28 protein-coding genes and 1 pseudogene are annotated in these 21,106 nt (G+C 56.7%); 28 read left to right on the top strand and 1 reads right to left on the bottom strand.

Annotation, left to right across the window (positions count from 1 at the left end; genetic code table 11):
- Nucleotides 1-54: 54 nt before the first annotated feature.
- On the bottom strand, nucleotides 55-1,122 hold the full coding sequence (locus K0H48_RS30020) for a fatty acid desaturase (protein WP_219337799.1): 1,068 nt from the start codon (nucleotides 1,120-1,122) through the stop codon (nucleotides 55-57).
- A 303-nt stretch (nucleotides 1,123-1,425) separates the two neighbouring features.
- Between K0H48_RS30020 and K0H48_RS30015 the strand changes: the two genes are divergently transcribed.
- The 28 genes and pseudogenes from K0H48_RS30015 to recX all read left to right on the top strand — a co-directional run bounded on the left by K0H48_RS30015 (nucleotide 1,426) and on the right by recX (nucleotide 21,056).
- Nucleotides 1,426-1,989, top strand: a complete 564-nt coding sequence (locus K0H48_RS30015; protein WP_219337798.1) for a recombinase family protein — start codon at nucleotides 1,426-1,428, stop codon at nucleotides 1,987-1,989.
- A 102-nt stretch (nucleotides 1,990-2,091) separates the two neighbouring features.
- Nucleotides 2,092-2,835, top strand: coding sequence for a helix-turn-helix transcriptional regulator (locus K0H48_RS30010; protein WP_171045834.1), 744 nt, complete (start codon nucleotides 2,092-2,094; stop codon nucleotides 2,833-2,835).
- Between the two features lie 95 nt (nucleotides 2,836-2,930).
- Nucleotides 2,931-3,143, top strand: coding sequence for a hypothetical protein (locus K0H48_RS30005; RefSeq protein WP_219337872.1), 213 nt, complete (start codon nucleotides 2,931-2,933; stop codon nucleotides 3,141-3,143).
- Between the two features lie 284 nt (nucleotides 3,144-3,427).
- On the top strand, nucleotides 3,428-3,766 hold the full coding sequence (locus K0H48_RS30000; RefSeq protein ID WP_138451265.1) for a phage holin family protein: 339 nt from the start codon (nucleotides 3,428-3,430) through the stop codon (nucleotides 3,764-3,766).
- A 23-nt stretch (nucleotides 3,767-3,789) separates the two neighbouring features.
- Complete coding sequence (locus tag K0H48_RS29995; RefSeq protein ID WP_219337797.1) at nucleotides 3,790-4,305, top strand: hypothetical protein; 516 nt, start codon at nucleotides 3,790-3,792, stop codon at nucleotides 4,303-4,305.
- A 3-nt stretch (nucleotides 4,306-4,308) separates the two neighbouring features.
- Nucleotides 4,309-4,920, top strand: coding sequence for a phage baseplate assembly protein V (locus tag K0H48_RS29990; protein WP_138451262.1), 612 nt, complete (start codon nucleotides 4,309-4,311; stop codon nucleotides 4,918-4,920).
- Between the two features lie 9 nt (nucleotides 4,921-4,929).
- The gene (locus tag K0H48_RS29985; RefSeq protein WP_219337796.1) at nucleotides 4,930-5,262 is read left to right on the top strand and encodes a phage baseplate protein; all 333 of its coding nucleotides are present in this window, start codon (nucleotides 4,930-4,932) and stop codon (nucleotides 5,260-5,262) included.
- Nucleotides 5,259-6,254, top strand: a complete 996-nt coding sequence (locus K0H48_RS29980) for a baseplate J/gp47 family protein (protein ID WP_219337795.1) — start codon at nucleotides 5,259-5,261, stop codon at nucleotides 6,252-6,254. Before K0H48_RS29985 ends, K0H48_RS29980 begins: the two co-directional genes overlap by 4 nt.
- On the top strand, nucleotides 6,251-6,883 hold the full coding sequence (locus tag K0H48_RS29975) for a phage tail protein I (RefSeq protein ID WP_219337794.1): 633 nt from the start codon (nucleotides 6,251-6,253) through the stop codon (nucleotides 6,881-6,883). The genes K0H48_RS29980 and K0H48_RS29975 overlap by 4 nt, the downstream gene beginning before the upstream one ends.
- A gap of 2 nt (nucleotides 6,884-6,885) precedes the next feature.
- Nucleotides 6,886-9,264 carry a phage tail protein gene (locus K0H48_RS29970; protein WP_219337793.1) on the top strand — a complete coding sequence of 793 codons (2,379 nt, stop codon included), beginning with the start codon at nucleotides 6,886-6,888 and terminating at the stop codon, nucleotides 9,262-9,264.
- Nucleotides 9,265-9,284: 20 nt separating this feature from the next.
- A complete protein-coding gene (locus tag K0H48_RS29965; RefSeq protein WP_145161616.1) occupies nucleotides 9,285-9,830 on the top strand; it encodes a phage tail assembly chaperone in 546 nt (181 codons plus the stop codon).
- A gap of 92 nt (nucleotides 9,831-9,922) precedes the next feature.
- On the top strand, nucleotides 9,923-10,102 hold the full coding sequence (locus tag K0H48_RS29960; RefSeq protein WP_219337792.1) for a hypothetical protein: 180 nt from the start codon (nucleotides 9,923-9,925) through the stop codon (nucleotides 10,100-10,102).
- 2 nt (nucleotides 10,103-10,104) lie between these two features.
- On the top strand, nucleotides 10,105-11,271 hold the full coding sequence (locus tag K0H48_RS29955; RefSeq protein WP_219337791.1) for a phage tail protein: 1,167 nt from the start codon (nucleotides 10,105-10,107) through the stop codon (nucleotides 11,269-11,271).
- The gene (locus K0H48_RS29950) at nucleotides 11,271-11,777 is read left to right on the top strand and encodes a phage major tail tube protein (RefSeq protein ID WP_069022024.1); all 507 of its coding nucleotides are present in this window, start codon (nucleotides 11,271-11,273) and stop codon (nucleotides 11,775-11,777) included. Before K0H48_RS29955 ends, K0H48_RS29950 begins: the two co-directional genes overlap by 1 nt.
- A 168-nt stretch (nucleotides 11,778-11,945) precedes the next feature.
- Nucleotides 11,946-12,518, top strand: coding sequence for a phage tail assembly protein (locus K0H48_RS29945; RefSeq protein ID WP_219337790.1), 573 nt, complete (start codon nucleotides 11,946-11,948; stop codon nucleotides 12,516-12,518).
- Nucleotides 12,519-12,645: 127 nt separating this feature from the next.
- Nucleotides 12,646-14,124, top strand: a complete 1,479-nt coding sequence (locus K0H48_RS29940; RefSeq protein ID WP_219337789.1) for a tail tape measure protein — start codon at nucleotides 12,646-12,648, stop codon at nucleotides 14,122-14,124.
- A complete protein-coding gene (locus K0H48_RS29935) occupies nucleotides 14,124-14,507 on the top strand; it encodes a phage tail protein (protein ID WP_219337788.1) in 384 nt (127 codons plus the stop codon). The genes K0H48_RS29940 and K0H48_RS29935 overlap by 1 nt, the downstream gene beginning before the upstream one ends.
- Nucleotides 14,500-14,712, top strand: coding sequence for a tail protein X (locus K0H48_RS29930; RefSeq protein WP_219337787.1), 213 nt, complete (start codon nucleotides 14,500-14,502; stop codon nucleotides 14,710-14,712). Before K0H48_RS29935 ends, K0H48_RS29930 begins: the two co-directional genes overlap by 8 nt.
- Before the next feature lie 9 nt (nucleotides 14,713-14,721).
- Nucleotides 14,722-15,732 (top strand): contractile injection system protein, VgrG/Pvc8 family, encoded by a 1,011-nt coding sequence (locus K0H48_RS29925; protein ID WP_219337786.1) that lies wholly within the window; start codon nucleotides 14,722-14,724, stop codon nucleotides 15,730-15,732.
- Between the two features lie 47 nt (nucleotides 15,733-15,779).
- Nucleotides 15,780-15,938: a Com family DNA-binding transcriptional regulator gene (locus tag K0H48_RS29920; RefSeq protein ID WP_219337785.1), complete on the top strand. Its 159-nt coding sequence runs from the start codon at nucleotides 15,780-15,782 to the stop codon at nucleotides 15,936-15,938.
- Nucleotides 15,939-15,976: 38 nt separating this feature from the next.
- The gene (locus tag K0H48_RS29915; RefSeq protein ID WP_219337784.1) at nucleotides 15,977-16,939 is read left to right on the top strand and encodes a hypothetical protein; all 963 of its coding nucleotides are present in this window, start codon (nucleotides 15,977-15,979) and stop codon (nucleotides 16,937-16,939) included.
- A 237-nt stretch (nucleotides 16,940-17,176) separates the two neighbouring features.
- Nucleotides 17,177-17,374, top strand: coding sequence for a hypothetical protein (locus tag K0H48_RS29910; protein WP_056857599.1), 198 nt, complete (start codon nucleotides 17,177-17,179; stop codon nucleotides 17,372-17,374).
- A 77-nt stretch (nucleotides 17,375-17,451) separates the two neighbouring features.
- The gene (locus tag K0H48_RS29905) at nucleotides 17,452-17,643 is read left to right on the top strand and encodes a Com family DNA-binding transcriptional regulator (RefSeq protein ID WP_219337783.1); all 192 of its coding nucleotides are present in this window, start codon (nucleotides 17,452-17,454) and stop codon (nucleotides 17,641-17,643) included.
- Nucleotides 17,644-17,775: 132 nt separating this feature from the next.
- Nucleotides 17,776-18,218: pseudogene (locus K0H48_RS29900) on the top strand (hypothetical protein).
- A 54-nt stretch (nucleotides 18,219-18,272) separates the two neighbouring features.
- Nucleotides 18,273-18,830 (top strand): glycoside hydrolase family 19 protein, encoded by a 558-nt coding sequence (locus K0H48_RS29895; protein ID WP_138451097.1) that lies wholly within the window; start codon nucleotides 18,273-18,275, stop codon nucleotides 18,828-18,830.
- A gap of 107 nt (nucleotides 18,831-18,937) precedes the next feature.
- Nucleotides 18,938-19,438, top strand: coding sequence for a CinA family protein (locus K0H48_RS29890; protein ID WP_138451094.1), 501 nt, complete (start codon nucleotides 18,938-18,940; stop codon nucleotides 19,436-19,438).
- 83 nt (nucleotides 19,439-19,521) lie between these two features.
- Nucleotides 19,522-20,580 carry a recombinase RecA gene (gene recA, locus K0H48_RS29885; RefSeq protein WP_048720087.1) on the top strand — a complete coding sequence of 353 codons (1,059 nt, stop codon included), beginning with the start codon at nucleotides 19,522-19,524 and terminating at the stop codon, nucleotides 20,578-20,580.
- An 8-nt stretch (nucleotides 20,581-20,588) separates the two neighbouring features.
- Nucleotides 20,589-21,056: a recombination regulator RecX gene (gene recX, locus K0H48_RS29880; protein WP_034118389.1), complete on the top strand. Its 468-nt coding sequence runs from the start codon at nucleotides 20,589-20,591 to the stop codon at nucleotides 21,054-21,056.
- The last annotated feature ends 50 nt before the right edge of the window (nucleotides 21,057-21,106 follow it).

Below are 21,106 nucleotides of genomic sequence, written 5' to 3'. Positions count from 1 at the left end.
TCAGACTCCTTGTCGCTGTAGTGCTGCCCTTGATACGTGCGAGCGCGATGGCACTCATCCCCGCGACCGAGTGTGAGCGTGCTTAGTGGAATAACGATTCGCGCGCTTGTAGGTGCCGAAGTCATTGAATCTGACACCGGCTTGCGCCATGACTTTATGCGCATAGGCTGCCGTCATCTGGCGAAGATAGAACGGGTCTCTGACCACAAAGTGATGAATGCTGTGTGTGCTGCCAAAGTTGAAACAGAACAACTGAAACGGCCACAACCACCAGGGGTTCATCACTTGAGTTTGTTGTAACGGATTGCGCGGGGCAACATCGCCGTAATAGTGCATGTTTGAACTGATGAAAAACAGGCAGAACTGGCGTATCAAATTGGGCGCGATAAGAATAACAACGGTGCTATTAACTATCTCGATTAACCCCGGCGTTGCAGCGGAAGAGTGAACCTCCTGGCCCATGATCGAGCCAAGCCAGACAGTTGCGTGGTAGCCAAGAAACACATACCAGCACCCCCAATACAACAGGCCGAACGGTGTGTTGAGCCGAATAATCTTGCCTAACAACTTTACCTTTTTCCGCCATCCAGGTGCAAAAATCGCGTTTAGAAAACCAAATATAAAACCATCCATCAGTTTCAATAATCGCAGTATTCCCCACGGGCTACCACTGGTCGTTATCCAGGCCTCGACATCTGAATCAGTTCCGGACTCTTTGTGATGGTGAAAATGCAGACTGCGTCTTAACCAAGGACTGGGCATGCCCGGTCGGGCCAGCCAGCAAAAAAACATCATGGCATTATGGGCCAGTGGCTTTTTCCTGAAATAAAGACGATGAATCAAGTCGTGCTCGATTTCATGAATAAACGAAGTCAGTAGCGCATTGATAAAAATGCACAGCCATGCGGGGATAAAACCCTTGATGTAGAGACCTCCTGTGATAACCATGCCCACCAGTGAAAACACCATGACACTTGCGCCCAGCGCATCCTGGCGCTGCAAGATCGGATAACGTTCGCGCAGGTAATTGCCATGCTCGGTAATGCTGCGGGTAACCGTATCGATCTTTTCCTGATCGGTAGTTAGCCGATCAACTTCAACGGATTTTTCCAAGACTTTCATCCATTCATCCTCTGCTTGCGTCAGGGAATTGCCAGCCTTGTCAAGCCGGCCACGTCAACTGTTTGAACTGGAAAACAATTGGTATTTAACGCTGTTGCGTAAATCCAATGAATGCAAAATCGACGCTGTGTCAAAAACTTGTTAGGATTAATCCAGGCTTCAAAATGATAAGACAAGTTCAAGTCTTTGCAACTGTGTATTTTGGGTGGGTTCATTGTTACGAATGTGTAAGGGATTATTGATTTAGTTACAGTTTGTACAAGTATAAAAAGGACTTTGTACAACTATTGCCAAGGAGGCACCATGAGATCTCATCGCGTTAGATATTTCCGGCACTCTCTGCAAGCGCCCTGCGATAGCATCGAGAAAATACCCAGCCGCGATGTATTTGACGCGGTGTTTTGCGATGAGGCAGCAGACGAGGCGGTAAATCGCGCTGGCCTGGAAAGACTCATTCGCTACCTGCAGTGCGGGGATACCGTGGTGGTCGATAGCATGACCTCGCTGACTTCCAGTACCGAACAACTGTGTACTCTTATTCGACGGCTGGTGGAAAAACAGGTAACGCTGGAGTTTCTAAACGAAAACCTGATTTTCCGGCATGACTGTCTTGAGGTTGTGGAGACCATCATTGCGGTAATGGAGCGGATTGCAGCGTTCGAACGCGCCACAAGAAGGGAGAAACAGGCAACCGGAATCGCTGCCGCAAAGGTCCGTGGGTGCTACGGCGGTCGCAAGAAAAAACTGTCTGGCAATCAGGTGGTCAGTTTAATTGGCCGAGCCAGCGCAGGAGAAAACAAATCTAAATTGGCGCGTGATTTTGATATCAGTCGTCAGACACTTTATCGCTATTTGAAGCCCTCATAGGGCGTGTCAGCGGCCGAACGCAGCCGGGCAGAGGTTGAAAATTTTTGATATTGCATAAAATATGCAATTTAGCATTTGCCAACCCCAAAAACTCCCGGCACTATCGCCGTTATGCAAAAACGCAACGTTTCAACCGTCTTAAGAGAGCTGCTGGACCGCGACCGGATCTCCCCCACGGAGCTTCACCGGCGTACCGGCGTGCCTCAATCCACACTCTCCCGGATCCTCAGCGGCAAGATCGTTGATCCGTCGGACAAGCACATCTCGCGCATCGCCGAGTACTTTCGCGTCAGCACCGACCACCTGCGCGGGCGCGCGGCGTTGGGCGCTGGGCGCGATGACGGGCGCGACCCGATGCATTCGGAACTCAAGGACATAAGCCTGTGGGATGACGACACGCCCGTTAATGATGACGAGGTGTCGATCCCCTTTCTGCGCGAGGTTGAATTGGCTGCTGGATCAGGAAGATTCGTCATCGAGGAAAGCGAGAAGGCCAGCCTGCGGTTCGGCAAGCGCAGCCTTCGCCATAACGGTGTGCAGTTCGACCAGGCCAAATGCGTGACGGTGCGCGGCAACAGTATGTTGCCGGTGCTGCGCGATGGTGCGACGGTTGGGGTGAATGCGGGCAAGAGCGGCATTGGCGACATCGTCGATGGCGACTTGTATGCCATCAATCACAATGGCCAACTGCGGGTCAAACAGCTCTATCGCCTGCCTTCCGGGATTCGCCTGCGCAGTTTCAATCGCGATGAGCACCCGGACGAGGACTACAGCTTCCAGGATATCCAGGATGAGCAAATCAGCATCCTCGGCCATGTGTTCTGGTGGGGCATGTACGCCCGTTAACCTACTTGCGTAAGACAAAGCCCGCCCCTGTGCGGGCTTTTTTTCGACCTTAAAAAACCGTCAAACACCTGGCCCATCTGACTCTCGATGCACTGATGCATTCCGGCAGCGAAAATAAATGCATTTGTGCATTGACTGTATATGCATACATGCATACTCTCCATCTCAAGCCAGCCAACAAGGTGGTGGAGGCGGCAAGGATGCTGCCAAGGAAAGTGACAAGGACGGCACGCAACATCGGCAAGGACGCCATCGAAGCGATGGCAGGGATGCCAGGCAACACCGGCAAGGATGCCGACGCTCTTTAGTAGTAACGCTTGAAAAAACAGGCAGCGATGAACCGGCCTTAACGGTTCAGAGGGTTGGCAACTGACCCGGGTGTGCAGCGTAAAGCACCAGAAGCAGTTATCCGGCAGACAGGGATCGTGGTCGGAAAAACATTGAGTAAAGAACCGTACCGCGCCAGTAGCGCCGAACGTTCGAGGACATCATTACTGAAAAGCCCGGGCAACCGGGCTTTTTGGAATGCCGACCAATCGAAGCATGTGTAAATGAAAAATGGACTATTGGGTGCTCAGCCAGGAGGCGTGACATGACAAATGAACAACAAGCGTTAGCGGAAATGCCTATCTGGCTGGTCATCGTATTGGCAGTGATCGGCGGGGTGTCCGGCGAAATGTGGCGCGCCGATAAGGAGGGCGCACGTGGTTGGTCGCTGATGCGCCGCCTGGCCCTGCGCTCCGGCGCGTGCATGGTCTGCGGCGTTTCAGCCTTGATGCTGTGCTATGCCGCCGGCATGTCGATTTGGACCGCCGGCGCCATTGGCTGCCTCACCGCCATGGCCGGTGCCGATGTCGCCATCGGCCTTTATGAACGCTGGGCGGCCAAGCGCATCGGGGTCAACCAAGGCTCCGGTCAAGACCCGCAGTAACCGTTGCAAGGACGCTATTTAATATGACCCTTATCGAAAAGCCCTCCCAACTGCCCCTCGCCATCGGCGCGGCGCTGCACGCGGCCTTCCCGGACTTGAAGGTCGGCAATCATCAGGATTTTCAGGGCGCCTTGGATAAAACCGGCGTGTTGATCACGGTCGAAGGCAATGGCCCAGGCATTCGCTCTCGAGAAGGGCGCAAGGCTCACGCCCTGACGATTTCGCTCCGGGCCATAGTGGCGCCGGGTGCGCTGCCGTTTGATGCCTGCGACCTGGCCAGTCAGCTTATGGACCAGGTGCTGGATAACCGTTGGGGCCTGCCATTGGCCCAGTGTGATTTGCCGATAAATATCGTCGCCGCTCCGGTTGCTGCAACAACAGCAGAAACAGACTACGACACTTGGACTGTCTCCTTCACCCAGACCGTCTACATCGGGCCGGTATTACTCACAGATCCTACCGGCCAGCCGCTGTTTGCCCGCACCTGGGAAGTGTCGAACCTCGACGATCCCGACCAATACAAACCACTGGCGGAGTAGCCCATGTTCGACGCGCTGTTACGCATGCAACTGGGGCCGATTGTCGAACGCCTGGCAGAGATGGAAACCCAACTTGAAGACCTGTATCGACGCGCCGAGAGTTTTTGTCGGATCGGTACGTGTCAGTCGGTCGACGCCGCCAGCAATACCTGCAAGGTCAGCCACGGAGAATTGCTCACGCCGGCAATCCGTTTTTTCAACCCCAGCGCAGGCGCACAAACCGAAACGCGCATCCCGTCCGTGGGTGAACAATGCCTGTTGCTCAACTACGGCGGCGGCGAAGGCGGTGGTCAATCGGTGGCCTTGTTCGGTCTCAATAGTAGTCAGTTTCCGCCCGTCTCCAGCGTTGCCACTTTGACCCGGCGGCGCCATCAGGACGGCACCCAAAGCGACTACGACGACGCCAGCCACGCCTTCAATTGGGTCAACGGCCCCACTACCTTCAGCGGCACCCGCGAACAGGTCGACGTCAAGGTCGGCGCCGCCAGCCTGACCATGAGCGCCCAAAACATCACCCTGCAAATCGGCGGCACCAGCCTGGTGCTGGACGCTGGCGGCGCGCACTTCAGCGGCCCGCTGGTTGATCACCAAGGGCGCGTCATCAGCCCCCGATAAGGACATTCCATGCTCGGCATCGATCGAAACACCGGGGCAGCCGTCGATGACTGGCTGCAGTTCGTGCAGCGCGCCACCCGAGCGCTGACCACCCCCGTGGGCACTCGGCAGAAACGCCCGCTGTACGGCTCGCTGATCCCGCAACTGCTCGGCCAGAACCTTGGCGACGACCTGCTGATCCTCGCCCAAAGCCACGCCGCGAAGGCGTTCTACAACACCCACAACGGCATCGGCGACTTCCAACCCCAGGTCATCGTCGCCACCCGCCAGGGCGCTGGCCTGTTACTGCGCTTCGCCGGCACCTGGAAAAACCGTCAACAAACTTTCGAGGTCGTGACATGAGCATGCTGATCCCCGGCCAGAACCAACTGGCGGAACCGGCCATCATTGCGGTGGATGAGTTCGAGCCGCTGCTGGCCGAATTCAAGGCGTTCGTTGTTGACTACGTCGCCACCCGAGCGCCGCAAAGTGCGGCCAAACTCAAAGTCAGCCTCGACAACGAAAGCGAGTTGCTGACCCTGGCCCTGGAAGCCTTTTGCGTGCGGCTGCAAACCCACGAACGCAAATACAACGCCCGCATCAAGCAGATGCTGGCGTGGTGGGCCACCGGCAGCAACCTGGATGCACGCCTGGCGGATATGGGCCTGGAACGCCAAGTACTCGACCCCGGCGACCCAGTGGCTTTCCCGCCGGTGCCGCCGACGTTTGAGAGTGATGACGACGCTCGCTTGCGTTATTACCTGGCACCCCATGCCCCGGCAGCAGGCTCGCGGATGCAATATCGGCGAGAGGTTTTTACCCTGGGTGAACGGCCGTCGGTGAAGGTGCAAAGCGCGACGCCGGGTGTGGTGACGGTCAGCTACACCTTTGACCCGGATGGTTACTCGGCGCAGGTCAAGGACGGCAACGCGCGTCGAACGGCGCCCGGCGAGGTGATGGTCACGGTGCTTTCTCGCGAAGGCGACGGCAGCCCATCCGCCGATTTGCTTGACGGTGTTCGTCGCCATTTCGCACGGCCGGATGTGCGGCCAGAGACCGATCTGGTCAGCGTGCAAGCTGCGAAAATCCTGCCTTACAAAATCCGTGTGGTAGCGAAGATCAATGCCGGCCCGGATTCGGGCCTCACTCAAGTAGCGGCTCAAAAACTGCTGCAGGACTATGCGAAATCCTGTCATCGGCTGGAAGGTCGTGTGGACCCGAGTTGGATTGATTACGCCATTCATACAGCGGGTGCCGCACAGCTTGAAATCCTTGAGCCTGTATCTCCGATTCAGGCAACGGCCTTTCAGGCGCCCTATTGCACCGGTGTCGCGGTTGAGGTGCGAATTTTATGAGCGAAGAACAAATCAATCAGAGCCTCCTGCCGGCGAATAGTTCGGCACTGGAAAGGGCGCTGGACCTCGGTTTCGCAAAGCTGGTCAACCGTATTACGCCGCCTTTTCCGAGTCTGATGAACCCTAATGAAACGCCTACGGAGTTTCTACCCTACCTGGCTGCGGATCGCGGTGTGGCGGAATGGAGTGCTAACGCTGCGGAGTCTGAGAAGCGTCTTACCGTCGGATTTTCTTGGCCAACAAAACGCCAGGCAGGTACGCGCCTTGCGCTCGAAAATGCGGTCCGGGGGCTTGAATTATCGCCTCAAATACAGGCGTGGCATGAGAAGTCTCCTACGGGTGCCCCATACAGTTTCACCGTTAGAGCTTTCACTGATCGGCCTTACAGCGAAGAGATAAACACTCGGCTCGACAAGCGCCTCGCGGATGCAAAAAGCGAGCGTGACACGTTGGCGGTGAGTGTCGGGTTATCCGCATCAGGCAATCACTGCATCGGTGCGGTCACTGTATGTGGGGAACTGACCACGATTTACCCCTTCAAGTTGGAAGGCCTCTCATCCATTTCGCCGCTTTATATGGCGGCGGGTATTTACACCGTCGAGACCATGACCCTTTACCCGTTGGAGTAAAAATGGCTGATTACTACACACTGTTAACAAACGCCGGGATCGCGCACGAGACCGCTTGCAAGGCAAGCGGGACGCCTATCAAGTTGACGCATATGTCGGTCGGCGATGGCGGCGGTTCTGTTTATAACCCCGACGCGACCGCGGTCGCTTTGCGCCGTGAGGTATGGCGAGGCAGCATCAATGCATTGATGCAGGATCAAAAAAACTTAAGCTGGTTACTGGCTGAGGTGACGATTCCTAATGAGGTGGGTGGCTGGTATGTGCGCGAAGCCGCCATATGGACTGACACCGGTATCCTCTATGCGGTCATTAAGTATCCAGAGTCATTCAAACCGGTAATGGCCGATCAGGGCGCAGGCAAAGAGTTCTATCTGCGTGCTATTTTTCAAACGAGCAACGCGTCGAATGTGGTGCTGTCGATCGATGACTCGATCGTCAAGGCCACGCGTGCCTGGGTGGCCGATTACGTGGCAGGCGAGCTGGCAAAACTGGACACTAAAAAGTCCGTGCGAGCCGCTGCAACTGGGCCAATTGTGTTGAGCGGTGCTCAAATGCTCGACGGCGTTGCCGTTGTGGCGGGCGACAGCGTACTGGTAACGTTCCAGGCGATTGCGGCCACTAATGGTATTTACACTGTTGCCAATGGCACTTGGTTTCGCCGTACTGATGCAGATGTCAGTGGTGAAGTAACACCTAACTTGATAGTCAGTGTTGAGGAGGGCACGAAGTACGCTGACACGCTGTGGCAACTGACCACGAACGCACCGATTATTCTTGGCACGACAGCGCTCGAATTCGAGCAGATTTATGGCCCGAGTGGGGTCATTCCTGGCACGTATCGGAGTGTCTCGGTTGACCGCCGGGGTTTTGTGATCGGTGGCACCAACCCAACCAGTCTCGCGGGTTTCGGTATTGTGGATGCGTTCACAAAAACCGAGAGCGACGTGCGTTTTCAGCCAAAATTGACCTACCTGCCTGTTCAGCAAGGCACGGGTATTGGCCAGCTCCAAAACACGGTAAGGCTGGGGTGGTCAGGTAATGGTCTGAAGTTGACCATTGATAATTCCGATCTCGGAAAAATCTGGACGTCTTCTGATTTCTCTCCCGATACCAAGGCTAATTGGGGGTCGACGCTTGCCGCTTATGGAGTGACTAACGCATTTACCAAGGACGAAACCAATTTTCTGGTCGGGCAACGTGTTATGCGCGACGGTGTGACCAACATAGGCATGGCCAGTAATGACCCATCACTTATGTATATGCGCCGTGAAACAGATAACCTGGTGTATTTCATACAGAAGAAATTGGATTACACACCCGTCTCGCAAGGGACCGGTGTAGGCCAAAATAGCTCAAGGGTAAACATTGGTTGGTCCAGCGTTGGTTTGAAAGCAACGGTTGATACAACAGACTTGGGGAATTTTTGGTATTCCGGAAACTTCTCTCCCGATGCCAAGGCAAATTGGGGGTCGACGCTGGCGGCCTATGGTATTACCAACGCCTATACCAAAGATGAGACGGGTTACCTGGTTGCACAACGCGTTATGCGCGATAGTATTACCAATATCGGCATGGCCAGTAATGATCCAGCGCTTATGTACATGCGCCGTGAATCGGATAACGCGTTGTACTTTATCCAGAGAAAACTGGATTACACACCCGTCGCGCAAGGCACCGGGGTGGGCCAGACTGGATCAAAGGTTAACATCGGCTGGTCGACTGTCGGCTTGAAGGCGACGGTGGATACAACGGATCTGGGCAATTTTTGGTACTCCGGCAACTTTTCGCCTGACACCAAGGCAAATTGGGGTTCAACGCTTGCCGCCTATGGCATTACCAACGCGTATACAAAAGACGAAACAATTGCCAAGTGCGAAGAGTATGTTTGGTCCAGGCCAATTCGCGATTCCATCACCACGGTAGGGATGGCTTCCGATAACCCCGAATTCATGTACATGCGCCGTTCAACTGACGGTGTCGTTTATTACATTCAGCCGCGTTTGGGCTACACGCCGATACAACAGGGCGGTGGCGTGGGGCAGGTTAATAACAAAATCAAACTGGGCTTTAACTCGGCAGGGAGTCTGCGTTTAACGGTAGATGCAACAGATTTTGGCGATTTGATCAGTGACGCAAATCATGGTGCAAAAGTGGCTGCCCTTGGCCTAAGTGCAGTCGGGCAATATGCATTTGCGCGTCCGCTGGTTGCGCAGCCTGCCTCTAACCAAGGCACTATATTGGCGGGCAGTCAGTTGCTCTATACATCGCTCACTGTAAGTGACGGTGCAGGCAATAATTCAGGCCTGCTCAACGTAGGGCAGTGGCGCTTGCATGGTGCTTTAACCGGCTACAACGCTTCGTTGTGGCAACGTGTTTCTTAATTAAAATATAAGGTGATCAAATGTTTACCGTTCTAAGTGCAAACAATCCACGTTGGACCGACCAGGCGCATAGCGCAATAGTGCTGAACGTGGTTTTTGAACAAACCAAAGAGACCATTGGGGAACAGCCCTTCGCGGCATCTCCTAATGACGCTGAGCCTCACGGTGTTGAGCTTTTCGAGCGTGCGAAGGCTGGCGAGTTTGGAGAGGTTCAAGAGCCTACGCGTGAAATGATCCTCGCGCTGGTGATGTGCATGCGTACGGATAAGGCTGCATCCGCTACCCAGAAAATCAACGAATTGCTGACGGCTGTTGAGGTATTGCAGGACACCATCGCCGCTGGTTTGGCGGGAGATGAGGCTGACGAACTGCCCGCCAGGCAAGCTGAGGTGGCGGCTTGGCGCCTGTACCGCGTGCATCTTGCACAGATGGAGGGCCAGCCTGATTTTCCACAGGCAGTGATCTGGCCGGAACAGCCCGCGAGCCCTTTCATTTACACACCGCCATCCGAGCCTGAAGTGAAGGCTTTTCAGGGCGTCGATCCCTCCGAACTTCCAAAGAAATAACCTCGCGCCTTGGCGCGTAATGCTTAACCCGACATCTGAAACATCCCCCGAGAGCCGCGTTGCGGTTTTTTTTATGCCTGGAGATTCAAAAAATGGCTACGTCTAATCGCCAGAAATACACCGTCCTCGTCCCTTTCCCCACCGGAGGTGGCCATTGGTCCACTGCCGGCGAGGAGCTTGAACTTCTGGACGTCGAAGCATCCGCCCTGCGCACCGCCGGCCGCCTGGAACTGACCAGCGTCCTTAACTCCACCCCCAAGAAGGCTGACTGATCATGGCTGAGGTTTTGAACTTCGAGCACAACGGCATCACCGTAAATGCCACCGAATCCCCCGAGGCCATGGGTGGCCTGGGCGACAACGTTATCGGCCTGGTCGGCACCGCGCCGAATGCCCACGCGTCGATCCCGAAAAACGCGCCGTTTCGCATCAACAGCTTCACCACCCAGGCGCTGTTGGACCCGACCGGCGCTGAGTCGGGCACGCTGTTTCAGGCGGTGTACCAGATCCTCAAAGTGGTCAAGGTGCCGGTTTATGTGGTGATCGTGGAGGAGGGCGCAACCCCGGCCGACACAATCAATAACGTGATCGGCGGCAACGAACCGACCACCGGCCGCAAGCTGGGTCTGGCGGCTCTGAGCAGCGTCCCTGAAGACCTGACCATCATCGGCGCGCCAGGCTTCACCGGCACCAAGGCCGTGGCCGGTGAGTTCGCTGCCTTTGGCAAGCGCATCAAGGCCCGTGTAGTGCTGGACGGCAAGGATGTCTCGGTCGCTGACCAAGTGACCTACAGCGGTGAACTGGGCGGCGCCGAGCTCGGTTTTGACCGTTGCCTGCTGGTGCACAACCTGCCGTCGGTGTATTCCAAGGCAGCCAAGAAAAACGTGTTCCTGTCGCCATCCTCGCTGGCTATCGCCGCGCTGGCCAAGGTCAAGCAGTGGGAAAGCCCAGGTAATCAGGTGACGTTCGCCGAGGACGTTTCCCGCGTGGTCGAGTACAACATCCTCGACACCTCCACCGAAGGCGACCTGCTCAACCGTTACGGCGTGAGCTACTACGCGCGCACTGTCCTTGGCGGTTTTTCGCTGCTGGGTAACCGCTCCATCACCGGCAAGTTCATCAGCTACGTCGGCCTGGAAGATGCCATCAGCCGCAAGCTGGTCAAGGCCGGCCAGAAAGCCATGGCCAAGAACCTCACCAAGTCGTTCATGGACCAGGAGGTCAAGCGCATCAACGACTGGCTGCAAACCCTGGTGGCAGACGAAACCATTCCCGGCGGCAGCGTGTACCTGCACCCGGAATTGAACAGTGTCGAGAAGTACAAGAACGGCACCTGGTTCATCGTCATCGACTACGGCCGCTACGCGCCGAACGAACACATGATTTATCAACTCAATGCCCGCGATGAAATCATCGAGCAATTCCTGGAGGACGTTCTCTAATGTTTACCAACCGTGTAAGACAGGCCATTGCGGCCACCCTTCAAGGCCTGCCGTTGTCCGCGACGGTGGAGGAGTTCACCCCGCCGAAGATCGAGTTCGACATGGAACCCATGTCCGGCGGGCGCTTTATTGCAGAAGAAATGGCCAAGAGCGGCAAGGTGCTCGGCGCCACCCTGGTGCTGCAAGGTGCCGGTCCGGAAATCATGCTGGCCCTGGGCGTGCGCCTGGGTGACGACATCCTGCTCAACGTGCGGGAAGCCGGGCAAGATCAGGACGGCAAAACCTACTTCACCTACCACACCGTCGGCGGCAAGTTGAAATCCCTGGCCGAGGCGAAGCTGAAGATGGGCGACAAGGCCACCACCACTCTGGAATTGTCCTGCCGCACCTACAACCGTCTGGAAAATGGCATCTCGGTAATCGACATCGACGTGCGCACCCAGAAGTTCGTGCTCAACGGCGTCGACATTCTCGGCGATGCCCGCCGCGCGGTGCTGATGCCGTAAGCCTTCACGGCACCTGAAGTGGACACTGTCAGTGTGGGAGCGGGCTTGCTCGCGAATACGGCGTGTCAGTCAATGCATGTGTGGCTGATAGACCGCTTTCGCGAGCAAACCCGCTCCCACATGGACCGGTGTTGTCTTGCGACTACTTTTTTACCAAGGAATTGCCCCATGGCCTGGATGCCACCGCTGCACATTCTGCTGTCTCCGATCAGCGCCGACACCGGCGCGACGATCCAGCAGATTCAACTCAAGCCGTTGTTTTACGCCGCGCAAAAAGACGCGCTGGCCCGGGCCGGTGATGACGAGGACGACCAGTTTTTTGAACTGGCGAAACTCGCCACCGGCCTGTCGGAAAAAGAACTCGATCAGCTCAAACGCCCGGACTACGTGAGCATCGCTCAGTACGTACATGACATGTCGACACGCCCTACGTCGTTCTTCCTGGATCAGCCTGACGAAGCGGCCCACGACCAGCCTGTCCAACTGTTGCTGGCCCTCGACGCGGCCGGTCGCAGCCTGACCGAACTGGCCCTGGAAATGCCGGCCCTGCGCGCCACCAAAGTGATGAAAAAACTCGCCACCCACAAAGAGCGCGCCGAGTTCATCACTGCGCATTGCACCGGTTTGATGATCCCCGATCTCGCCGGCCTGACAGTGCCCGACTGGACGCAACTGCAGGAGCGCATCGACGATTTTTTAAATCAACCGGCGGACTTCTTTCGCAGCGCGACATCGAAGTAATCCTCGATGTGGTGCCGCTGATTTACTCGGTCAATGAGGCAGAGATCCTCGACTGGGACGCCGGCAAAGCATTGCGCCGCTACGACATTGCGATCACTCGCCTTGGCGTTAAACAGGAGTAAGCGGGATGCAAGAGAGTCAATTTGGAACGCGACTCGCCCAAGAAGACAAACGTTGGCTGCTTGGCGATGCGGACCTTGGCAGTGTGCTGGCACCTTTTAGCGCAGACCTTGCCGCGCCTGTCAGCCTGGATTCGGTGTCTCAGCCTGCGCCGCAGCCAGAGCTGACCTCGGCGTTGGTCACCGTCAGCGTGGACATCAACGCCCTGACACAAGAGCAGGTCCGTTTGCGCGAGGCGCTGGAGACGCTCACCAGCACGCTGTTTATTACCGAAAATTCGCTGGCGACCCAAACCACACATATCAGCACCGCAACCGCCAAAGGCGAGCCGGTCAAGCCTGCGCCCCGCTCCTGGACCGACCAAGGCCTTGAGCTAGGCGCGGATGCTGCCAAGTTCGTCGGCAAGGAAGTGCTCAGCGGTTTGTGGGATAAGGCTAAGGACAGGCTTTCCGGCCGCGCGCTTGATGCGGTGGCTGACCGCTTTCCAACCGCCGCCAAGTGGCTTAAAGAAGATAAGGACAAGGACAAGGGCAAAGACGCGGGCAAGGGCAAGGACTGCTGCTGCACGGGAGCGCTGCCAGCGGATATTCGTGGCCCACTTGAAACGGCCGCCGCGCAGGTGCCTGAAAGTGTCGGCGAGACCGCCAGGAACAAAGACAAAGCGCGGCCCAAAGGCACTGCAAGCAAGCCGCGCGGCGCGCGCAAGAAGACCCGTCAATCCAGATCACGCGAGGTTAAAACCAGCCTGGTCAGAACGTCGGCCGATATCAAATCCCAACGTTCCGCCGCTGCGGCCAAGGTCTCGCTCCCGGTCAATGTCATGGGCCAACCACTGCTTGCGTTCGACAGCAAGCGAGCGGCGCAAGCCGCTACCCAGTCTCCGGGGGCTTCGTTTACTTCCTATGCGGCGCCTGCGGCAAACCGAACCCTGACGCGTGGTGCATCCAAAGGCCTGGCGGCGGGGTTGTCGGGAGCGCTGGCAAAACTCGAGTCGTCTTCCGTGCGTCGCATTGGCCCTATGAAATATGTCGACACCGCCATGGACGTGGCCCAGGGCCTGCGCAACGGCGACGCCAAAGCCGTCGGCGCCGGCCTCACTACCGCCGGTGGCGCCTGGGCCGGAGCCTCCGCGGGCGCGGCCATTGGCACGCTGATTTTCCCCGGTGTCGGCACTGCGGTCGGCGGCGCTATCGGCGGCTTGCTCGGCAGTGAAGCGGGCACCTGGCTGGGTGACAAACTGTTCGGCTCAAATGACCGGCTGCCTGCACCCGGTGCGGTGAGCAAGGAACTCAACGCCGCGCGTACCGATAACGTGCAAGTCACCCTCGCGCCGAGCATTCAGATTACTGGCGTGAACCCCGCCGATGCCCAGCAAGTCGTCAACCAGGTGATCCAGGCCCTGCAATTTCAGTGCATGCCGATGGTCACCGACACCCTTGGCATTCGGCGCAACGCGGCGCTGGCCGACCCACCAGGAGGTGATTGATGCGACAACAAATGGTCCTCGGCGACTTTATTTTTGGCCTGTCCCGTGGCTTTGCCTATTCCGGGCTGGTGCGTACCACTGACGGCGGCTGGAGTGACCTGGCGATCATTGCCAGCAAGCCCCAGTCGCGGCAAAGCGGCCAGAAGCTGGAGAAGCTCACGTTCACCGGCACAGCGATGTACGCCATCGGCATGCAGCGCCTGGACGAGTTGCGCGCCCTGCAAAATGCGCGTGCGCCGCTGCCGTTGGTCGATGGCATCGGCCGTAACTGGGGCCTGTGGCGGATCAATTCGGTGATGGAAACCCAGAGCAATGTGATCGATGACGGCACTGCCATGCTCATGGCCTGGACTATGGAACTGGAGGAATTCGTCAATGCGTAGAGTGCGAAGTATTGCCGGTGATTCGGTCAACCTGTTGCTCTACCGCGAATTGGGCCGTTGCGATGATGCGGCGGAAGAAACCCTTTGGCGCCTGAACCCCGAACTTGCCGAGTACGGGCCGGTACTGCCCGCCGGTGCGTGGGTCATAGTACCGGAAATGCAAGCGCGGCCGGCTGCTGTGCGGCCTGTTCTGGCGTGGGATTAAGGAGGCAACATGGCACAGGGATTTACGCCGATCGTTGAGTTTTATGGCGCTAATGCCGCACTTCTCAATCAACGCCTGATGCATTGGAGCCATACCGACGCCGCGGGTATCGAGTCTGATCGGCTGGAGTTGACCCTCAATATCGAGGGGCTGGAAGGTTTGCCCAGCCTGAGCGGCAAGATCGGTTTGCGCGTGGGTTACCAGGAATCGGCGCTGGTGGAAAAAGGCGAGTTCGTGATCACCCAGCGCACGCCCGTGTTGTTTCCCATGCGCTTGATGATCGTGGCGACTGCCGCACCGTTCAGCATGCTCGACGCCAGCGGTTATCGACAGCGACGGTCGGCCAGTTACGGGCCGACCACGCTGGGCGCACTGTTTCGCCAACTGGTCAGTCGCCACGGTTTTTCACCGCGTGTGGCCCCGGCGCTGGAAGGCATTGCGATTGCCCATATCGACCAGTCCAACGAAAGCGACATGGCGTTCATCACCCGCCTTGCCAAACGCTACAGCGCGGTTACCAAACCGATCAACGAGTTGTATGTGTTGGCCGAGGCGGGGCAGGTCAAATCACTTTCCGGGCAATTATTACCGCAGGTGAAGCTGTCCGTGACCCAGGACAACCGCCCTGGTGACCAGGCCTTCATCACTGCCAAGCTCGACGAAACGTCTCGCTCCAAATACATGGGCAGCCGCGTGACCTGGTGGGATGCCGCAGGTGGCAAACAGCAGGTAGTCGAAGTTGGGGTGGCCCCATTCAAAACCTTGCGCCAGCGCTGCCAGAACCAAGCCGAGGCGCGTGCCGTGGCTGAAGGCGAACTGCGTCGTGTGGGACGCGAAGGCTTGAAGCTGGTGATCGATTGCCCTGGCAACCCTTTATTGGCTGCCGAAGGCGTGTTGGTACTGGATGAAACCTGGCCTTCGTACATGCAGGGGCAGTGGTCGATGAAGCAGGTGGTGCATGTGGGCGATCCGGCGACGGGGTATCGCAGTTCGATCACGGCGAATGGGTTGTCCGCGTGAACAGGTAAGTTATTCGCAGCATTAGTTCACTGATGTTGGAGAAACTTATGTTGAGAGAGTTTCGATGCGGAAACTGCAAAAAACTCCTTGCTCGAATAGGTGAGGTCACAGAACTCCAGATCAAATGTTCCCGATGCGGGACGTTGAACCATGTGAAGGCCACGCGCCTCGAGCAATCGCCCATGAGCGCCATACGCCCACTATAGAGGCCTGAACTTAAATCAGCTCAGTAACGGAGTTTAAAATGGAAAACGCAAACTCGGCGTCTCAAACCTTGCAAGATCTTTGGACTCAAGTACAACCGGTGGATAACACCGGCATGCTTAGGCGGGTGGTTTTTGCGCAAGGCAAGTTTTATGCGGTTGGTGGCAACGGTCTTACCACAACCACTCAGGTTGTCAGCGGAGGCGCAACTGGTACAGCGTGGACCAAGCTTAAGGGCGCCCTCACCTCTGATAGCGCAAAGGTCCTCAACGAGCTGTACTGGAACGGTATTGGGGTATCGCTTCAAGCCCTTTCTCAATCCGGCAATCTGATCTTCGGCAGCACAGACCACCCTGAAAGGGTTTGGACAGATCTTACGGCAACTGTTCGCGCGTCCGCAGACTTGCAAGGCATTGTGTTTTATCGGCCAATCAACGGCGAGAACTACACCTGGATACTGGTTGGGTCTAACGGTAAAGTCTTTTCCCGTTATGGCGATTGGTCAGGCCAGGTGGAGCGCACTACGACCTTCACTTCTAGCGAGACTGTGTACTGCGTCAACGTCATTGGCAGTTTTGTGTTGATTGCGGGATCGAATGGGAAGCTGCTTAGCGCTGTGAAGATGGCGACGGATAATCCGCAAACATTCACGACCAGAACCAGCACCTTCGGCTATAGCACCATCCTTTCCATGAAGCTTTGCAACGGGAAAATGTTTATCGTTGGTGCGGATGGCAAGATGGCATATTCATCCGATGGCCTTAGCTGGACTGCTGTTGAAGATACCAGTTTCGGTGGAACCATCATCCGCGACATTGCTTACGGTAACGGCAAGTATGTAGCTGTCGGCGACGGCGGCAAGACAGCCGTTTCCGAGGATGGGATCGGCTGGGCTCAGCAAGCCAACACTTTCGCAGGAACCGATATCCGGAGCGTCGCCTACGGCAACGGCAATTTTACAGCTGTTGGTGCAGACGGCAAGATTGCTTACTGGACTCCATGATCTTCTATCTCCTTGCGTAATAGAGCCCAGCCGTCGCGCTGGGCTTTTTATTGCCTAATTTTCCCCAAGCCCTCAGAGCCTCTCACTTGTCACGCTGATGAGGGACCTATTCAGGGCCTCGCCACTGAACGGGGACGTTTGCCTTAAGCCGTTCGTCCATTGATTGGCACTGACCATGACCTGCCAGCCTCTCATGTTCAAGCGCGGATATCCCGAGCATAAAAACGGAGAGTCAGCATGGACATCGATAAGAATGCGCCAGGCAATATTTCTCAGCAGGAAGTCACACGCGGCACTGATAACGAGACAGGGCATGACCCAAGGCGTGATGAGGACAAGATCCCGCTGCCGCCTGACGACGATGCACCTCTCGAAGAGGATATGTCGGATGTGGACGCCGCTGATTCAGTAGCGAGCGAGCATCCTGACAACTGAGTAAAATCAGCTAACAAACCCGGCGATTGTGTCGGGTTTTTTATTGCCCACGGAAAGGGTAATTCAGCAAAAGGAATTTGCAGATGTTGAAAGAATTCAGATGCGGTAACTGCAAAAGACTTCTCGCCCGCACGGGTGGGTTTACAGAGCTCCAGATCAAATGTTCCCGATGCGGGACGTTGAATCATGTGAAGGCCGCGAGCCTTGAGCAATCGCCTTTGAGCGACATGAAAGCGGAATCCTCCGCGATAAATCATTCGACTCAATAGGTGAAGACACATGAACACTATATTGAACTTCATCGTCTCTGAGAGCGCTAGGTCGCAGCATTCGCGTGCGGTTAATTCAAGGCGCGTGTGCTGCGTAATAGCTAAAGGATGGATAGGAAAAAGGGAGGCTCTATGTTTACGATTGACTACAACACTTATCGCACGCTTAAACCTTACGGCAAACGTGTACGTTTCCTGGTGTTGCACTACACCGCGTTGGACTTTTGTCGCCGAAAAACGTGGTTGGTCATTCTGATATTTCGGTCGGTCGCAAATCAGACCCGGGCCCCAAGCTTCCCTGGAAAGACCTTGCGCAGGCAGGTATCGGCGCCTGGTGCGATGATTCAGTCAAAGACAAATACCTCCAGCAATTCAGTGACGAAATGCCTGAGCGTGACCAAGTGGTTCAGGCGTTTACCCGCTATGGCTATGGCATTGAAACGCCCCCTTCTGATGGTTTTTTCAGTGCGCTGGTACGGGCTTTTCAACTGCACTTTCGGCCTGAAAACCATGATGGCGTGCTGGATTGCGAAACCTGCGCGATCTTGTATGCACTGAATGAAAAATACGTCTGAGTTCGTGCGGCACTCAAAGCTCGATCTTCATTTCGAAGCGCCGAGGAGGGCAACATGGTCCTGTCCGAGCAACAGTTAGTTAAAGTCTTACCACGCTCACAGCTTAAAGCTGGCGTTTTCATTTCTGCGTTAAACGCGGCCATGTCACACCACCAAATCATCACACCTGAGCGCATGGCCGCATTTCTTGCCCAAATCGGCCACGAATCCGGCCAGTTGCTCTATGTGCGAGAACTGGGCAGCGATCAATACCTGAGCAAATACGACACCGGCACCCTGGCCGCGCGTTTGGGCAACACCCCCGAGGCCGACGGCGATGGCCAGAAGTACCGGGGCAGGGGGCTTATTCAGATCACCGGGCGGCGCAATTACCTTGCCTGCAGCCAAGCGTTGTTCGGCGACGAGCGCCTGTTGCAGCAACCGCAACTGCTGGAGCAGCCGCAATGGGCGTGTGAGTCCGCCGCATGGTTCTGGCAAAGCAATGGTTTGAACGAACTCGCCGACAAAGACCAGTTCACCACCATTACCCGGCGCATCAATGGCGGGCTGAACGGGCTGGATGAGCGTTTGCAACTGTGGGCGCGGGCGAAGGCGGTGTTGGGCGTTTCCTGAGGTGGCGTGCGCGTCGTCGGCCGTTAGCGTCTTGATGCACTCTCTAACTTGCATGGCCGATAGGCTCCTGTAGGGTAGGCAAACCCCGCCCACTCCTGGAGACGACTGTGAAGGAAATCACTCAACTGGCCGCTGAACTGGGTCGCCGTTTGCAGGTACTCAATGCCCACGTCACCACTGCCGAGTCGTGCACCGGTGGCGGTATCGCCGAAGCCATCACGCGCATACCGGGCAGTTCGGCGTGGTTTGAGGCCGGTTATGTCACTTACTCCAATCGGCAGAAGACCCGGCAGCTGGGCGTGCCGGAGGCGTTGTTCCCCAAGGTCGGCGCCGTCAGCCAGGAAGTGGTGGAGGCGATGGCGCGCGGTGCGCAGGAAAAAAGCCTGTCGCGCTTTGCCGTGGCGGTCAGCGGCGTGGCGGGGCCGGATGGTGGTTCGCCGGATAAACCGGTAGGCACTGTATGGCTGGCGTTCGGCGTGGGTGATGAGGTGACGGCCGAGTTGGCGCACTTCCCCGGCAACCGCGACGAGGTCCGTCGACAAACGGTAAAGGCCGCGCTGGAGGGCTTGTTGCGACGAGCTGCAGCAGAAATCGAAAATCAGGGGTAGGCGATCCCGGATCTTTGTGGAACAATACTGTCTACTTATACAGGTGTTGGCCGTCAGGCCTTATTGATTACGTGAGGACTTTAATGGACGACAACAAGAAGAAAGCCTTGGCTGCGGCCCTGGGTCAGATCGAACGTCAATTCGGCAAGGGTGCCGTAATGCGTATGGGCGATCACGACCGTCAGGCGATCCCGGCTATTTCCACTGGCTCTCTGGGTCTGGACATCGCACTCGGCATTGGCGGCCTGCCAAAAGGCCGTATCGTTGAAATCTACGGTCCTGAATCTTCCGGTAAAACCACCCTGACCCTGTCGGTGATTGCCCAGGCGCAAAAAATGGGCGCCACCTGTGCGTTCGTCGACGCCGAGCACGCCCTGGACCCGGAATACGCCGGTAAGCTGGGCGTCAACGTTGACGACCTGCTGGTTTCCCAGCCGGACACCGGTGAGCAAGCCCTGGAAATCACCGACATGCTGGTGCGCTCCAACGCCATCGACGTGATCGTGGTCGACTCCGTGGCTGCCCTGGTACCGAAAGCTGAAATCGAAGGCGAAATGGGCGACATGCACGTGGGCCTGCAAGCCCGCCTGATGTCCCAGGCGCTGCGTAAAATTACCGGTAACATCAAGAACGCCAACTGCCTGGTGATCTTCATCAACCAGATCCGTATGAAGATCGGCGTAATGTTCGGCAGCCCGGAAACCACTACCGGTGGTAACGCGCTGAAGTTCTACGCTTCGGTCCGTCTGGACATCCGCCGTACCGGCGCGGTGAAGGAAGGTGACGAAGTTGTTGGTAGCGAAACTCGCGTTAAAGTCGTGAAGAACAAGGTCGCTCCGCCTTTCCGTCAGGCAGAGTTCCAGATTCTCTACGGCAAGGGTATCTACCTGAACGGCGAGATGATTGACCTGGGCGTACTGCACGGTTTCGTCGAGAAGTCCGGTGCCTGGTATGCCTACAACGGCAGCAAGATCGGTCAGGGCAAGGCCAACTCGGCCAAGTTCCTGGCAGACAACCCGGATATCGCTGCCACGCTTGAGAAGCAGATTCGCGACAAGCTGCTGACCCCAGCGCCAGACGTGAAAGCTGCCGCCAACCGCGAGCCGGTTGAAGAAGTGGAAGAAGCTGACACTGATATCTGAAGCAAACGATGACTGTGGTACTGGATACACTCGTCGCCGTTCGGCGCACCGCGATGGACCTGCTCGCTCGCCGCGAGCATGGTCGAGTCGAGCTGACGCGTAAACTGCGTCAGCGCGGTGCAGAGCCCGAGATGATCGAAACAGCCCTCGACCGTTTGACGGAAGAGGGGCTGCTTTCCGAAGCCCGCTATCTTGAAAGCTTTGTTTCCTACCGCGCGCGCTCCGGCTACGGCCCGGCGCGAATTCGTGAAGAGCTGAGCCAACGCGGCCTGCAACGTGCCGATATCGACCTCGCCCTGCGTGAGTGCGGTATCAGTTGGCAGTCGCAGTTGGAAGATACCTGGCGTCGCAAGTTTGCCGGCCATCTGCCGATTGATGCCCGGGAGCGTGCAAAGCAAGGCCGCTTCTTGAGCTACCGCGGGTTTTCGATGGATATGATCAGTCGGCTGCTCAGCGGTCGAGACATGGACGATTAAGTCTTCAGGCTGGTAAAAATCTAAATGTGTTGGTTGCCGGGATGCCAAAT

The organism is Pseudomonas sp. Xaverov 259, assembly GCF_019352915.1.
In the GTDB taxonomy this organism is placed as follows: domain Bacteria; phylum Pseudomonadota; class Gammaproteobacteria; order Pseudomonadales; family Pseudomonadaceae; genus Aquipseudomonas.
The sequence above is the reverse complement of the archived record's forward strand: the minus strand, read 5'-3'. Positions and strand labels throughout refer to the sequence as shown.